This window comes from Dactylosporangium cerinum (assembly GCF_042653625.1).
In the GTDB taxonomy this organism is placed as follows: domain Bacteria; phylum Actinomycetota; class Actinomycetes; order Mycobacteriales; family Micromonosporaceae; genus Dactylosporangium; species Dactylosporangium cerinum.
This window is the reverse complement of the sequence record NZ_JBHSIU010000019.1, coordinates 366,179-379,810: the sequence shown is the minus strand read 5'-3', so window position 1 is coordinate 379,810 and position 13,632 is coordinate 366,179. Positions and strand designations below refer to the sequence as shown.

Sequence of the window (13,632 nt, the reverse complement as noted above, 5' to 3'; positions counted from 1 at the left end):
GGTGGCGAATTGGGCGAACCCAGGGCATCGCGTTTCGGCGGATCGGCGGTAGCGTGTGCACCCGTGGATGCTGCCCTTACCCCGCTGGCCGTGATCCCCAGCCCCACGCAGGGCGTGTGGGACCTGGGACCCTTGCCGTTGCGCGCCTATGCGCTGTGCATCGTGCTCGGCATCGTCGCCGCGTGCTTCATCGCCGACCGGCGGCTGCGGCAGCGTGGTGCCCCGCCGTGGGTGATCCTCGACATCGCGGTGTGGGCGGTTCCCGCCGGCATCATCGGTGCCCGGATCTATCACGTGATCACCTCACCCGAGGCGTATTTCGGTGAGGGTGGCGACCTGATCAAGGCGTTCAAGATCTGGGAGGGCGGCCTCGGCATCTGGGGCGGCATCGCGGGTGGCGCCGTCGGCGCGTACATCGCCTGCCGCCGGCTCAACCTGCCCTTCGCGATGGCCGCCGACACCCTGGCGGTTGGCCTGCCCGTCGCGCAGGCCCTGGGCCGCTGGGGCAACTGGTTCAACAACGAGCTCTACGGCAAGCCGACCGACCTGCCGTGGGGCCTGAAGGTCTACAACTGGGACGCGGGCGCCGGCCACGCCCAGACCGCCAACGGCAAGGCGCTCGAGCTCGGGATCTTCCACCCCACGTTCCTGTACGAGTTCCTGTGGTGCCTCGGCGTCGCCGCGGCCGTCTGGTACGTGGACAAGCGCTGGACCCTCGGCCGCGGCCGGGCGTTCGCGCTGTACGTCGCGCTGTACTGCGTGGGCCGGTTCTGGATCGAGGCGCTGCGCATCGACGACGCCCACCACTTCCTGGGCATGCGGCTCAACAACTGGACCGCGCTGGTGGTGTTCGCCGCAGCCCTTGCCTACTTCGTGCGCGTGCGCGGCCCGCAGGAGCGGGTCACCTACGACGAGGACGGCCGCATCACGGTCGTCACCGACGGCGAGCAGCCGGCGGCGGTCAGCGACGCCGCTGACGACGCCGCTGACGAGGCCCCGGCGGTGGCCGACGACCCGGCGGCCGACGACGAGCCTTCCTCGGACAGCGCCCTGGTCGAGGACGGTGAGGCGCCGTCCGAGGACGCGTCCAGCAGTTCGTCGGGCCCGTCGCTGAACAAGGGCTGAGGTAGCGAGCGGATGCGCACCGCTGTCGTGGTGGGCGCCGGCATCGGCGGGATCGCCGCGGCCGGCGCGCTCGCCCGGACCGGCTGGCAGGTCACCCTCCTGGAACGTGACGACCGGCTCCGCCCGGGCCAGGGCGCGCTCGTCCTGTGGCCCAACGGGGTCCGGGCGCTGCGCGGCCTCGGGCTCGCCGGCGGCCTGGACGGCATCGCCACCCCCGTCCCGCCGGTCGGCATCCGCCGTCCCGACGGGCAGTGGCTGGTCCGTCCCGTCGCCGGGGCCGGCTCCGGCGCCATCGACGGCGGGGACGTCGAGTCGCCGCCGGTGGTGGTGCACCGCGAGGACCTGCACGACGCGTTCATCGCCGGCCTCAGCGACCAGGTCGACATCCGCAACGCCATCGAGGTGCAGCCCGCCAGGGTGCGCCGCGAGCGCCCCGCCGTCGGCGACGGCCGCACCACGTTCGAGGCGGACCTCATCGTCGCCGCCGACGGCGTGCAGAGCGCGATCCGCCGCCGGCTCGCCCCGGCGACCAGCTTCACCAGCGGCGGCTTCGCCGCGTGGCGGGCCGTCATCCCGTGGTATCGCATCCCCGACCTGCCACCGGGCCTCCCGCCACACGGCGAGACCCTCGACGGCGGTCACCGTTTCACGTTCGCCTCCCTCGGCGAGCGCGGCTCGTCCGGCGGCTCGACCCGCGGCGGCATCTCCTGGGTCGCGACCGTCCCCGGCGCCCTGCGCCCCGAACCCCCCGCGGGCCAGCTGGCGCTGCTGCGCCGCTGGTTCGCCGGCTGGCACGCCCCCATCCCGCAGCTGCTCGCCGCGACCGAACCCGACGACCTGGTCCAGGAGCCGATCGGCGAGCTGGCCCCGCTGCCGGAGACCTTCGGCGTGCGGGCCGGCACCGGCGGCTACGCCCTGATCGGCGACGCCGCCCACGCCATGCCGCACCACCTCGCCCAGGGCGCCTGCCTGGCCCTGGAGGATGTCGCGACCCTCCAGGCGGTCCTCGCCAACGTGCGGGGACCGTTGGGGCCCGCCCTGGACGAGTACAGCCGCCTGCGCCGCCCCAGGGTGGCCCGGGTCCTGCAGCAGAACCGCAAGGCGTCCGCCGTCCTGCAACCCCGGGGCGGCCTCACCAGCCGCGCGATGGGTGCCGCGCTCGGCCGCGCCAACCCGCGCACCCTCGACCGGGCGGCCGCCGCGGCCGCCGAGTGGGCCGGCCCGACGTCCTCCTGACGCATTGCTCATGATCCGGCAGACCTTGGGCACTCAGGGCTGCACAAGGTCTACCGGATCATGAGACGGGGTCAGGACGAGGTGGTGCCGTGCTCGACGCAGGTGGCGGACCAGCCCTTCGGCAGGACCTGGACCTTCATCCGGCGGCGGCACCGCGGGCAGAACCGCGGCGGCTCGAGCTCCCGCGCCGCCGCGCACGCGGCGTGCGGCGCCGGGCCGGGTGGCGCCGCCGTGGTAAGTGGCTCGCCGCAGCGGTCGCACCAGACGGCGGTGTCCGTGCCGTCCGGGGCGTTCACAGCGTCGCCGAGAGTGCCTTGACCGGCATGCGCAGCTCGTCGAGCAGGGCCAGGTCCTGGTCGGGGGAGCGGCCCAGGGTCGTGAGGTAGTTGCCGACGATCACCGCGTTGACGCCGCCGAGCAGGCCGTCGCGGGTGCCGAGGTCGCCGAGGGTGATCTCGCGGCCGCCGGCGTAGCGCAGCAGGGTGCGGGGCAGGGCCAGGCGGAACGCGGCGACGGCCCGCAGCGCGTCCTTCGGGTCGAGCACCGGCTGGTCGCTCAGCGGGGTGCCGGGGCGCGGGTTGAGGAAGTTGAGCGGGACCTCGTGCGGGTCGAGCTCCTGCAGCTGGATCGCGAACTCGGCCCGCTGCTCGACGGTCTCGCCGAGGCCGAGGATGCCGCCGCAGCAGACCTCCATGCCGGCGTCACGGACCATGCGCAGCGTGTCCCACCGCTCCTCCCACGTGTGGGTGGTGACGACCTGCGGGAAGTGTGACCGGGCGGTCTCCAGGTTGTGGTTGTAGCGGTGGATGTCCAGTGCCGACAGCTGGTCCACCTGGTCCTGGGTGAGCATGCCCAGCGACGCGGCGATGTTGATGTCGACCGCCTCGCGGATCGCCGCGACGCCGTCGGCGAGCTGCGACATGAGCCGCTCGTCGGGCCCGCGCACGGCCGCGACGATGCAGAACTCGGTGGCCCCGGTCGCGGCGGTCTGCTTCGCCGCCTCGACCAGCGACGGGATGTCGAGCCAGACGGCGCGCACCGGGGAGGTGAACAGGCCCGACTGCGAGCAGAAGTGGCAGTCCTCGGGACAGCCGCCGGTCTTGAGCGAGACGATGCCCTCGACCTCGACCTCCGGGCCGCACCACGTCATCCGCACCTCGTGCGCGATCGCGAGATATTCGGGCAGCTCCTCGTCGGAGCAGCGCAGCACCGCGAGGACACCTTCGAGGTCGAGCCCGACGCCGGTGTCGATGACGGCCTTGGCAGCAGCAAGCATGCTCGTACCTTACAAAACGTTAGGGCCGGGCGGGGAGACGGTGAAATTGTGCACATCGGACAATCGATGTGGTAGGGGTTCCACAACGGCGATGCGAGGATGTGGCGATGGAAGACGGATCGTGGCTGTCCACACTGGACGGTGAGGCCGCCGCGCGGCGGGCCGCCGGGCTGCGCCGGGAGCTGCGGCTCCGCGACGCCGGCGACGACGTGATCGACCTCGCCGGCAACGACTACCTCGGCCTGTCCCGGCACCCCGAGGTGCTCGCCGCCGCGGCGCGGGCCCTCGCCGACTACGGGCTCGGCGCGACCGGGTCGCGGCTCGTGCGCGGCTCGACGGGCGTCCACCAGGCCCTCGAAGACGGGCTCGCCCGGCTGCTCGGCGCGCAGACCGCGCTCGTGTATTCCTCCGGCTACCTCGCCAACCTCGGCGCGATCCGGGCCCTGGTGCGCCCCGGCACGCTCGTCGTGTCCGACGCGCACAACCACGCGTCGATCGTCGACGGCTGCCGGCTCGCCTGCGCCGGGCGCGCCGCCAGGGAGGGTGCCGGCACCGTCGTCGCGCCGCACGCCGACCCGGGCGCGGTCCGGGCGCTGCTCGCCGCCCAGCCGGACCGGCCCGCCGTCGTCGTCACCGAGAGCGTGTTCTCCGTCGACGGCGACCTGGCCCCGCTCGCCGACCTGCACGCCGCCTGCCGGGCGCACCCCGGCGGCGCGCTCCTGCTCGTCGACGACGCCCACGCCCTCGGCGTCATCGGGCCCGGCGGCGCCGGCGGGGTCGCCGCCGCCGGCCTGGCCGGGCGGCCCGACGTGATCGTCACCGCCACCCTGTCGAAGTCCCTCGGCGCGGCCGGCGGCGTCGTCGCCGGCCCGCACCAGCTGCGCCGGCACCTCGTCGACACCGGCCGCACCTTCATCTACGACACCGCCCTGCCGCCGGTCGTCGCCGCCGGCGCCCTCGCCGCCCTCGACCTGCTCGCCGCCGGCGACGACCGGCGGGCCGAGCTGGCCGCCCGGGCGGCCCTCGCCGTCGCCCGGCTGCGCGCCGAGGGCCTCGAGGTCTCCGACCCCGACGGCGGCGTCATCTCCGTCGCCGCGCCCAGCGCCGACGAGGCCTTCGCGTGGGCGGCCGCCTGCCGGGACCGGGGCGTCGCGGTAGGCTGCTTCCGCCCACCGTCCACACCGGACGGTCGGTCGCGCCTCCGGCTCACCGTCAACGTCGGCGTGCCATCGGCGGCGTTCGAGCACGCGCTCGACATCGTGGTCAAGGAACGCCCGTGAGGACCGGCCCCGAGCAGCGCCGAAGGGCACGGAACAGCTGAGCAACGGAAACGACTCGGAAGGACGCTGAGAGACAGCCGTGAGCGACCCGCGACCCGCCGAGCCCCGTGACGTCCTGCCCGCCGAGGCCCTCCTCGCCGAGGCGCTGCGGTCCGAGGCGCTCCTCGAGGAGGCCGCGACCCCGGCGGCGACCGAGCCGATCACCGGGGCCGTCGTCGTCACCGGCACCGACACCGGCGTCGGCAAGACCATCGTCACCGCCGCCATCGCCGCCGCCGCGTCCGCCGCCGGGCGCCGCGTCGCGGTGGTCAAACCCGCGCAGACCGGCACCGCCGACGGCGACGAGCCCGACGCCGCGACCGTCCTGCGCCTCGCGGAGCCGGTCACCGTGCGGACCCTGACCAGCTTCCCCGACCCCCTCGCGCCGCTCGCCGCGGCGCGGGTCGCGGGCGAGGACCCGCTGACCGCGGTCATGGCGCAGCTCGCCCTGCGCACGATCGCCGAGGACCACGACATCACCCTCATCGAGGGCGCCGGCGGCCTGCTCGTGCCGATGGGCGAGGGTGGATGGACGGTCCTGGACCTCGCCGCCGCGCTCGGGGCGACCGGCATCGTCGTCGCCCGGCCCGGTCTCGGCACGCTCAACCACACGGCGCTGACGCTGCAGGCCCTCGCCCACCGGGGCGTCCCGGCCGCCGTCGTCCTCGGCTCGTGGCCGGCCGAGCCGGAGCTGGTGCACCGCACGAACCTGCACGACCTCGCCGGTGACCTGGTCGGAGCCGTGCCGGAAGGGGCCGGCGGACTGGCCCCGGCGCTGTTCCGGCGGGAGGCGCCGCACTGGCTCGCACCGCTGCTGCACGGACGGTTCGACCCGGTCGCGTTCCGGTCCCACAGCCGCTGAACGCGGCGCTTCGGGGGACCGCGTCGGTCGATGTGACGCGGTACGGTCACGCCATGACCGAGATCGACCCCGAGCCGGCTCCCGCACCGGACGAGGAGCGCCGCGCCCGGGCCCGCAAACGGCTCGACGACGCCGGCGCGCACGTCACCGCCGAGGCCCGCACCGAGTCCCGTGAGCAGGTCCGCGAACTCATGGGCTGGTCATGAACGACCGCCCCGAGCCGACCCGCCTGGTGCTCGACCCGTCGGCGGTGCTCGCGTACACCCAGGGCGACACCGGCGTCGACGAACTCGTCAGCACCGTCCTCGCCGACGGCGGCACCGTCGTCGTCCCGGCGGTGGCGCTCGCCGAGACCCGCAGCGAACTCGCCTACGCCGAGGAGCTCGCCCGCCTCGACGCCCTGCTCGGCACGGTCACGGTCGCGCCGCTCGGCGGTGCCGACGCGGTCGGCCTGGGACGGCTGGCGTCCCGGCTCAACGGCAGCCTCGGCCTCGCCCACGCGGTCGCCGAGGCCCACCGCCACGAGGCCCGCCTGCTCACCGCGCACGCCCCGGCCGTCCGCCGCGCCATCGGCGAGCTCGACGGCCTCGTCGAGGTCTGAGCGGTCACCGCAACGGGCCGGGAGCCACAAACGGGAGCCACGAACGGGCCGGAAACCGCAAACGGGCCGGTCACGGGGAGCGCCGGCTCGCCGTGGCCAGGACGCTCGCCGGCAGGGTGAGGCGGAACGACGTCTCGTCGAGGCGGACCTCGCCGCCGCAGAGGCTCGCCACGGCGCTCGCCACCCGCAGGTCCGCGGGTCCGCGGGTTTCCGCGGGCTTCGCCGGTTCGCGGGTTTCCGCGGGCTTCGCCGGTTCGCGGGTTACCGCGGGCTTCGCCGGTTCGCGGGTTACCGCGGGCTTCGCCGGTTCGCGGGTTACCGCGGGCTTCTGCGGGTCGCTCGGCCGGGGTTGCGGCGCGGTCAGCTCGCCGTGCCCGACGATCCTCGCGTCGATCGCCGGGACCGGGTCGGCCCGCAACGCGATCTCGATGTGTGCGCGGCTCGGCGCGGCCGTCGCCAGCCACAGCACGAGCTGCCCGACGAGATGCCGGCAGACGAGGTCGTCCACGGCGACCGGCACCGTCGCCGGCGCGTCCGCGTGGATGCTCACCGCACCCGCGACCGCGACCCGGCGGGCCAGGTCGACCGCGTCGCGGAGCACCGCGACCAGGTCCGTCGCGCACTGCCGGTGCGGCCCGTCACCGGCGTCGGTGGGGTCGGTGGCGGCGAGCGGCAGGACGACCCCGTCGACGTACCGCTGCAGCCGCACCGCGTTGCGGTCGATCGCGTCGAGGCAGGCGACGCCCTCGGTCAGCGCGTCGGCCGCGGGCGCGCCGGCCAGGTCGTCGCGCAGCAGCCGGGTGTACGCGAGGATCGAGGTCAGCGGGGTGTGCAGCTCGTGTCGCAGCCGCGCCGCGGGATCGTCGCCGGTGGAGAACACGCGCGTTCCTTTCGCCAACCCCGGTCGCCGACCTCAGCCGCCCGCGTGACCCCGAGACATCGACGCTAACCGGCGTCCGGCCGGTCACGTCCCCGACCGGCGATCAGGTCACCCGATCGGGAGCAGGTGCTGCGCGGCGCGCGACGGGTGGCGGCGCGTCGCGTCCGCCAGCAGGTCCCGTTGCACGGCCTCGCGCAGCTGGGCCTGCACCGCCGACGGGTCGGTGCCCGCGTCGACGACGGTGAACCGGTCGGCCTCCGGCAGTCCCCGGTACGCCGCGTCGCACGCCGTCAGGTAGTCCAGCTCCTCGTGGTCCTTGCCCCGCGCGTCGACCCGGGCCTGCGCCACCAGGGGCGGCACCGCCAGGTAGAGGACGAGCTCGGGCTGCGGCAGCAGCCGGAACAGCAGCCGGGCCGGCCCGGGCCGCCCGCCGCGGACGGTGATGCTGGTGTACTGGCAGTAGGTGTAGCGGTCCATGACGGCCACGGTGCCGGTCAGCCGCGACAGGAGCAGCGCGCGGGTGATGACGAACCCCCGCAGCAGGGTCTCCACCAGCAGGAACAGCCGGACCCCGAGCAGGTGCTCGGCGTCGCGCCGGCCGAGTCGCTGGGCCAGCCGGCCGAAGAAGACCCGTCCGGCGGCGTTGCGGTGGTAGCGGGCGGGGATGCCGCTCGCGTCGAGCCAGTCGGCGAGCCACCGCGCCTGGGTGGACTTGCCGGCGCCGTCGATACCAATCAGTGCCACTGTACGGATCACCCTCCCAACGGTAAGCCGTCGGCGGTGAAGCGCCAGTGAAGGGGATGATTCCCGACCAGACGATCAGGGGACGATCAGGGCAGGACGACGACGCTGGTGCCGCTGGCGACCGCGTCGAGCAGGACCTTCTGGGCGGCCGGGGGCATCCGGACGCAGCCGTTGGACTTGCGGTAGCCGAACTCGTTGCGGTACCAGGCGTGGATGCCGGTGTGCGCGTCCTCCAGACCGTCGGCGACGGCGTTCTTGTCGTCGGGGACGGCGCCGAGGGCGAGGCCGTCGAGCCCGGCGTACACCTTGCCGGTCAGGCGCGAGCGGCCCAGGACGAACGTGCGGCCCAGCGGGGTCACGGTCGCCGCGGCGCCGACGGTCACGGTCCACGTCTGCTGCGCGACGCCGTCCCGCAGCCAGGTGAGCGTGAACGCGCCGCGGCGCACGATGATCTGGTCCCGCAGCGGCACGGTGGTCCAGTTGCCGGCGGGGAGCCAGCCGACGCTGCGGTTGATCGACGGCAGCAGCACCGCGACCCAGCCCGCCTGCTTCGCCACGATCGGCATGACCAGCTGCACGCCGCTGATGTCGGGGGTCAGGTACGCGCGGGCGGTGCCGCCGGGCGCGTCGTAGGCGGCGAGCTTCGCCGTCGGGTGCAGCGCCTCGGTCAGCGGCACCGTCGAGGACTGGTCCGGGTCGGCGGGGAACCCCGTGGCGCCCTTCGTGTACGTGATCGTCGGGATGCCGGCGGCGGCCGGGGCGGCCGGTGGGGTCGTCGCGGGAGCGGCCGGCGAGGCGGACGCGGACTCCGACGGGGCCGGTGACGTCGTGGCGGCCGGTGGCCGGGCCTGCGGTTTGGCCTTCCCGCCGCAGGCGGTGACCCCGCCGGCGAGACCGATCGCGAGCACGGTGAGGGCGGCGACGCGGCGCACGAGCATCCGTACACCGTAGCGGGCGGCCCGGGCCGCGCTGTCACCCCAACGGGCGGGAGGCGCGGTCCAGCAGGTCCAGGGCGGCCGGCAGGTCCCGGGCGGTGATCATGCCGTAGCCGATGACGAGGCCGTCCGCCGGCGCGGCGGAGGTGTAGAAGCCGGCCAGCCCTTCCACGGCGACGTCCGCGTCCCGCAGCCGCGCCAGGGTCCGCGGCACGTCGACGTGGGGGGCGGCGAGCAGCGTCACGTGCAGCCCGGCCGAGGACGGCACCGGCGTGAACCGGTCGGCGAGGGGACCCCGTGCGGCGGTGGTCACCAGTTCGTGGCGGGCCGCGTACACCCGCGTCACCGTCCGCACGTGCCGGCGCAGGAGTCCCTCGTCGATGAAGTCCGCCAGGGCCGCCTGCGCGGCCGGTTCGACGTGCCAGTCGGCGAGACGCTTCGCCGCGACCAGGGCCGGCCGCAGCGACGCCGGCGGCACCAGGAACCCGAGCCGCAGCGCGGGCAGCAGCGTCTTGGCGAACGAGCCGACGTAGACGACCCTGCCGGCCCGGTCCAGGCTCTGCAGCGGCTCCAGGGGCCGGTCGGAGTAACGGAACTCGCTGTCGTAGTCGTCCTCGACGATCGCCGCGCCGTGCCGCTCCGCCCACCCGAGCAACGCCGCGCGGCGGGCGAGGGACATCGGGACGCCGAGGGGGTACTGGTGCGACGGCGTCACGTACACCAGCCGGGCCGGGCGGGGGAGCGCGTCCACGACCAGGCCGTCGCCGTCGACCGGGACCGGGACCACGCGGGCGCCGAGTGCGGTGAAGGCGAGCCGCGCCGGCGGGTAGCCGGGCTCCTCGACGGCGACCACCGACCCCGGCTCGATCAGCACCCGGCCGACGAGGTCCAGGCCCTGCTGCGCGCCGTTGGTGACGATCACGTCCGCGGCGGACGCCCGCACGGACCGGGACAGCCCCACGGCCCGCGCGATCGCCACGCGCAGCCCCTCCAGGCCCGCCGGGTCGGCGTACTCGGCGTCGGCGCGCAACGACCGGGAGAGCAGCCGCCGCCAGGTGGCGAGGGGGAACAACGCGCCGTCGGGGTGCCCGGCCCGCAGGTCGTAGCGGGCCTTCGCGACCGGCGGCCGGGCGGAGAGGTCGTCGGCGAGCGCGGCCCAGCGCGGCGACGGGCGCAGCGCCCCGCCCGGCGCCCGCCGCGACCCGCCGGGTGCCGGCATCGCCACGAACGTGCCCGCGCCCGCGCGGCCCTCCAGGAACCCGTCACCGACGAGCCGGTCGTAGGCGGCCGCGACCGTGTTGCGCGACACCGCCAGCTGCCGGGCGAGGTCCCGGCTCGGCGGCACCCGGTCGCCGGCTCGCAACCGCCCGTCGAGGATCGCGTCACGGACCTGCCGGTAGATGCGGGCGCCCTGGTCACCGCGGCCTTCGAGGCTGATGTGCAGGTCCAACTTGGCCCAATGCAATACGTGATCAATTGGCACTTCAACCGGGCCAACCCCGGCCTTAGCGTCGATCGTATGCTCACCGTCAAGCAAGGTGCCGCCCTGTCCGTCGGCGCCGTCCTCGGCACCGGCGTGATCGCCCTGCCGGCCTTCGGCGCCCAGGTCGCGGGCCCCGCCTCGCTCGTCGCGTGGCTCGCCCTCGTCGTGCTGTCGGCGCCCCTCGCGGCCACCTTCGCCGCCCTCGGCGCCAGGTATCCCGACGCCGGTGGGGTCTCCACGTATGTCGGCACCGCGTTCGGCCCCCGGGCCGCCGCCGTCGTCGGCTGGATCTTCTACGTCGCGGTCCCGGTCGGCTTCCTGCCCGCCGCGAGCTTCGGCAGCGCCTACGTCAGCGCGGCCTTCGGCGGCGGCCACCGCACCACGCTGCTCACCGCCGGTGCCCTCATCGTCGTCGTCGCCGGGCTGAACTTCGGCGGCGTGAAGATCTCCGGCAAGGCGCAGCTCGTCCTCGCCGCCGCCCTCGCCGGGCTGCTGCTGCTCGCCGTCGTCACCGCGCTGCCGCACGCGGACCTCGCCAACCTGCGGCCCTTCGCCCCGCACGGCTGGCTCGCCGTCGGCCCCGCCGTCGCCGTGCTCGTCTGGGGCTTCGCCGGCTGGGAGGCCCTCACCTCGCTCGCCGCCGACTACCGCAACCCCCGCCGCGACGTGCCCCGCGCCACCTGGATCGCGGTCACCGTCGTCGGCGTGCTCTACCTGCTCGTCGCCACCACGAGCCAGCTCGTCCTCGGCCCCCGGGCCGGCACCGTCGACGCACCCCTCGCCGAACTGCTCACCATCGGCCTCGGCCGCGACGTGAAGGTCCTCACCGCGGTGGTCGCGGTGCTGCTCACCGCCGGCGCCGTCAACGCCTACTTCGCCGGGGCCGCCAAACTGGGCGCGGCGCTGGGCCGCGACGGCGCCCTGCCCGCCTGGTTCGCCAAGGGCGCCGGGGCCGGCGAGGTGCCCCGCCGGTCCCTGGCCGTGGCCGCGGGGCTCGCCGGCGCGACCATCGCCGCCGCCGGGCCGCTCGGTGTCGGCACGAAGCCGCTGATGCTGGCCACGACCGCGTCGTTCGTCGTCGTCTACGTCCTCGGCACGGCCGCGGCCGTGAAGCTCCTACCGGCCGGCTCCTGGTCGCGGCGGACCGCGATGGTGGCGTTGCTGTGCGTAGTCGGGCTGCTCGCCCTCACCACGTGGTACGTGCTGTGGGCGGCGGCGGTGGCGGTGGTCGCTCTCGGTTATCAGGCGACCACTGCCCGGCGTGCCCGTCGCGTCCAGGTGCCTCAGCGCTCGACGTCGATGATGTGCATGGCGGCCTCCTCGGCCGACGCGGCGCCGCCGTCGATGCCGACGTCCGAGCCGATCTCGTCCTTCTCCTCGTCCTCGCCCCAGCCCTCGTCCGGGGCGACGAGCCGGCCGGCCCGCCGGTCGCCGACCTCACCGGCGTCGAAGAACTCCCCGGACTCGGTCGTCGTGCCGTAGTCGTCCAGGTCGGGCCGGGCCGTCGGGTCCGGCTCCTCCTGCGCGATGCGCTGGTCCCAGGACTCGCCCCGCTGCGCCTCGGCCTGGGTGACGCCGAACGTGTTGAGTCCCAGGGGCTTCTCCGGCGGCGAGTACCCCTCGTCCAGGGCATCGTCCAGGCCGCGATCAGACAGGGTGTCCTCGACGGAGAGCTGGCCCTCCTCATCCGGTGCCGGGTCCCAGCTCGCGGTGTCAGAACTCATGATCACGTCTCCTCGGTGGCAGGTCCTGTGGGGGTGCTCCCGGTTCCCTTACCCGGCAGCACCCCACATCGACCCTAGATCACCGAATCGTGAGAAACCGGATGGGCGGCGCGATGGGCTCTGATCAGCTCCGCGTACCGGTGCCCGCTCGCCTTGATCGTGCGCTGCTGCGTGTCGTAGTCGACCCGGACCAGGCCGAACCGCTTGTCGTAGCCGTAGCCCCACTCGAAGTTGTCCAGCAGGGACCAGGCGAAGTAGCCGTCGACCGGCGCGCCCCGCACGACCGCGGTGCGGACCGCGTCCAGGTGCTGCTCCAGGTAGTCGACCCGCTCCTTGTCCTGCACCTCACCGCTGGGCTCGACGGTGTCGGCCCAGGCCGAGCCGTTCTCCGTGATCAGGATGCTGCGCGGCCGGTAGGTCTCCGCGACCCGGACCAGGATCTCCTCCAGGCCCTTGGCGTAGACCTCCCACGGCATCGCCGTCTCGATCGACCCCGGCACCGGGATCTGCCGGATGAACGGCGCCCGGCCCGCCGGGTCGTCGACGATGATCTGCCGGAAGTAGTAGTTGATCCCGAGGAACTCCGTCGGCGCCGCGATCAGGTCCAGGTCGCCGTCGCGGACCGGCAGGTCCACCTGATACGTGTCCAGCAGGTCCGCCGGGTAGCCGAGCCCGTGCAGCGGGTCCAGCCACCAGCGGTTGATGTGCCCGTCCGCGCGCCGCGCCGCGGCCACGTCCTCAGGCCGGTCGGTGCCCGGCTCCGTCGGGCTCAGGTTCAGCACGATCCCGACCGCCGGCGGCAGCTGCGCCGACGCCCGGATCGCCTGGTTGACCAGGCCGTGCCCGAGCAGCACGTGGTGCGACGCGTGCACCGCCCGGGTCAGGTCCCGCTCGCCCGGCGCCATCCGGCCCTCGAGGTGGCCGATCCAGCACACGCACAGCGGTTCGTTGACCGTGTTCCAGTCCGCGACCCGGTCCCCGAGCCGGCCCGCGACGATCGCCGCGTAGTCCGCGAATGCCTCCGCCGTCTCCCGCCGGGGCCAGCCGCCGGCGTCCTGCAACGCCTGCGGCAGGTCCCAGTGGTACAGCGTCGCGAACGGCCGGATGCCCGCCTCCAGGAGGCCGTCGACGAGCCGGTCGTAGAAGTCGAGTCCCGCCTCGTTCACCGCGCCCGTCCCGGCCGGGACGATCCGCGGCCACGCCACCGAGAACCGGTACGCCTCCAGGTTCAGCCGGCGCATCAGCGCGATGTCCTCCGGCCAGCGGTGGTAGTGGTCGCAGGCCACGTCTCCGGTGTCGCCGTTGTCGACGTTGCCGGGCGCATGGCTGAACGTGTCCCAGATGGACGGTCCACGGCCGTCTTCCGTGACGGCGCCTTCGATCTGGTACGCCGCTGTGGCGGAGCCCCAGATGAAGTTCGGTGGGAGGTTGGACAGATCCAGCACGG

14 protein-coding genes and 1 pseudogene are annotated in these 13,632 nt (G+C 74.7%); 7 read left to right on the top strand and 8 right to left on the bottom strand.

Features of this window, described 5'->3' with window-relative positions; translation table 11 throughout:
- Positions 1–63 precede the first annotated feature (63 nt).
- Both lgt and ACFPIJ_RS19570 read left to right on the top strand, forming a co-directional pair.
- Positions 64–1,125 carry a prolipoprotein diacylglyceryl transferase gene (gene lgt, locus ACFPIJ_RS19575; RefSeq protein WP_380116580.1) on the top strand — a complete coding sequence of 354 codons (1,062 nt, stop codon included), beginning with the start codon at positions 64–66 and terminating at the stop codon, positions 1,123–1,125.
- A gap of 12 nt (positions 1,126–1,137) precedes the next feature.
- Positions 1,138–2,361, top strand: a complete 1,224-nt coding sequence (locus ACFPIJ_RS19570; protein ID WP_380116579.1) for an FAD-dependent oxidoreductase — start codon at positions 1,138–1,140, stop codon at positions 2,359–2,361.
- Positions 2,362–2,432: 71 nt separating this feature from the next.
- Here the strand turns inward: ACFPIJ_RS19570 and bsaP are convergent, their stop codons facing one another.
- Both bsaP and bioB read right to left on the bottom strand, forming a co-directional pair.
- On the bottom strand, positions 2,433–2,657 hold the full coding sequence (gene bsaP, locus ACFPIJ_RS19565) for a biotin synthase auxiliary protein BsaP (protein ID WP_380116578.1): 225 nt from the start codon (positions 2,655–2,657) through the stop codon (positions 2,433–2,435).
- Entirely contained in the window at positions 2,654–3,637 is a 984-nt protein-coding gene (bioB, locus tag ACFPIJ_RS19560) for a biotin synthase BioB (RefSeq protein WP_380116577.1), read from the bottom strand. The genes bsaP and bioB overlap by 4 nt, the downstream gene beginning before the upstream one ends.
- Positions 3,638–3,744: 107 nt before the next feature.
- Between bioB and ACFPIJ_RS19555 the strand changes: the two genes are divergently transcribed.
- The 4 genes from ACFPIJ_RS19555 to ACFPIJ_RS19540 all read left to right on the top strand — a co-directional run bounded on the left by ACFPIJ_RS19555 (position 3,745) and on the right by ACFPIJ_RS19540 (position 6,419).
- Entirely contained in the window at positions 3,745–4,917 is a 1,173-nt protein-coding gene (locus tag ACFPIJ_RS19555; RefSeq protein WP_380116576.1) for an aminotransferase class I/II-fold pyridoxal phosphate-dependent enzyme, read from the top strand.
- A gap of 199 nt (positions 4,918–5,116) precedes the next feature.
- Positions 5,117–5,818 (top strand): dethiobiotin synthase, encoded by a 702-nt coding sequence (gene bioD / locus ACFPIJ_RS19550; RefSeq protein WP_380116829.1) that lies wholly within the window; start codon positions 5,117–5,119, stop codon positions 5,816–5,818.
- Positions 5,819–5,871: 53 nt separating this feature from the next.
- Entirely contained in the window at positions 5,872–6,024 is a 153-nt protein-coding gene (locus ACFPIJ_RS19545; RefSeq protein WP_380116575.1) for a hypothetical protein, read from the top strand.
- On the top strand, positions 6,021–6,419 hold the full coding sequence (locus tag ACFPIJ_RS19540) for a PIN domain-containing protein (protein ID WP_380116574.1): 399 nt from the start codon (positions 6,021–6,023) through the stop codon (positions 6,417–6,419). The genes ACFPIJ_RS19545 and ACFPIJ_RS19540 overlap by 4 nt, the downstream gene beginning before the upstream one ends.
- 70 nt (positions 6,420–6,489) lie before the next feature.
- Here ACFPIJ_RS19540 and ACFPIJ_RS19535 read toward each other — a convergent pair whose 3' ends face one another.
- From ACFPIJ_RS19535 to pdxR, 4 genes are all read right to left on the bottom strand, one after another.
- Complete coding sequence (locus ACFPIJ_RS19535; RefSeq protein WP_380116573.1) at positions 6,490–7,299, bottom strand: histidine kinase dimerization/phospho-acceptor domain-containing protein; 810 nt, start codon at positions 7,297–7,299, stop codon at positions 6,490–6,492.
- A 108-nt stretch (positions 7,300–7,407) separates the two neighbouring features.
- The gene (locus tag ACFPIJ_RS19530; RefSeq protein WP_380116572.1) at positions 7,408–8,055 is read right to left on the bottom strand and encodes a dTMP kinase; all 648 of its coding nucleotides are present in this window, start codon (positions 8,053–8,055) and stop codon (positions 7,408–7,410) included.
- A 74-nt stretch (positions 8,056–8,129) separates the two neighbouring features.
- Complete coding sequence (locus tag ACFPIJ_RS19525; RefSeq protein ID WP_380116571.1) at positions 8,130–8,981, bottom strand: L,D-transpeptidase; 852 nt, start codon at positions 8,979–8,981, stop codon at positions 8,130–8,132.
- 34 nt (positions 8,982–9,015) lie between these two features.
- Positions 9,016–10,428, bottom strand: coding sequence for a MocR-like pyridoxine biosynthesis transcription factor PdxR (gene pdxR / locus ACFPIJ_RS19520; protein WP_380116570.1), 1,413 nt, complete (start codon positions 10,426–10,428; stop codon positions 9,016–9,018).
- Positions 10,429–10,437: 9 nt separating this feature from the next.
- On the opposite strand from pdxR, the pseudogene ACFPIJ_RS19515 reads away from it, so the two are divergent.
- A pseudogene (locus tag ACFPIJ_RS19515) lies at positions 10,438–11,706 on the top strand (APC family permease); the annotation flags it as partial.
- 38 nt (positions 11,707–11,744) lie between these two features.
- Here ACFPIJ_RS19515 and ACFPIJ_RS19510 read toward each other — a convergent pair.
- The gene (locus tag ACFPIJ_RS19510) at positions 11,745–12,185 is read right to left on the bottom strand and encodes a DUF5709 domain-containing protein (protein ID WP_380116569.1); all 441 of its coding nucleotides are present in this window, start codon (positions 12,183–12,185) and stop codon (positions 11,745–11,747) included.
- 74 nt (positions 12,186–12,259) lie between these two features.
- Complete coding sequence (locus ACFPIJ_RS19505) at positions 12,260–13,630, bottom strand: GH1 family beta-glucosidase (RefSeq protein ID WP_380116568.1); 1,371 nt, start codon at positions 13,628–13,630, stop codon at positions 12,260–12,262.
- Between the last annotated feature and the right edge of the window lie 2 nt (positions 13,631–13,632).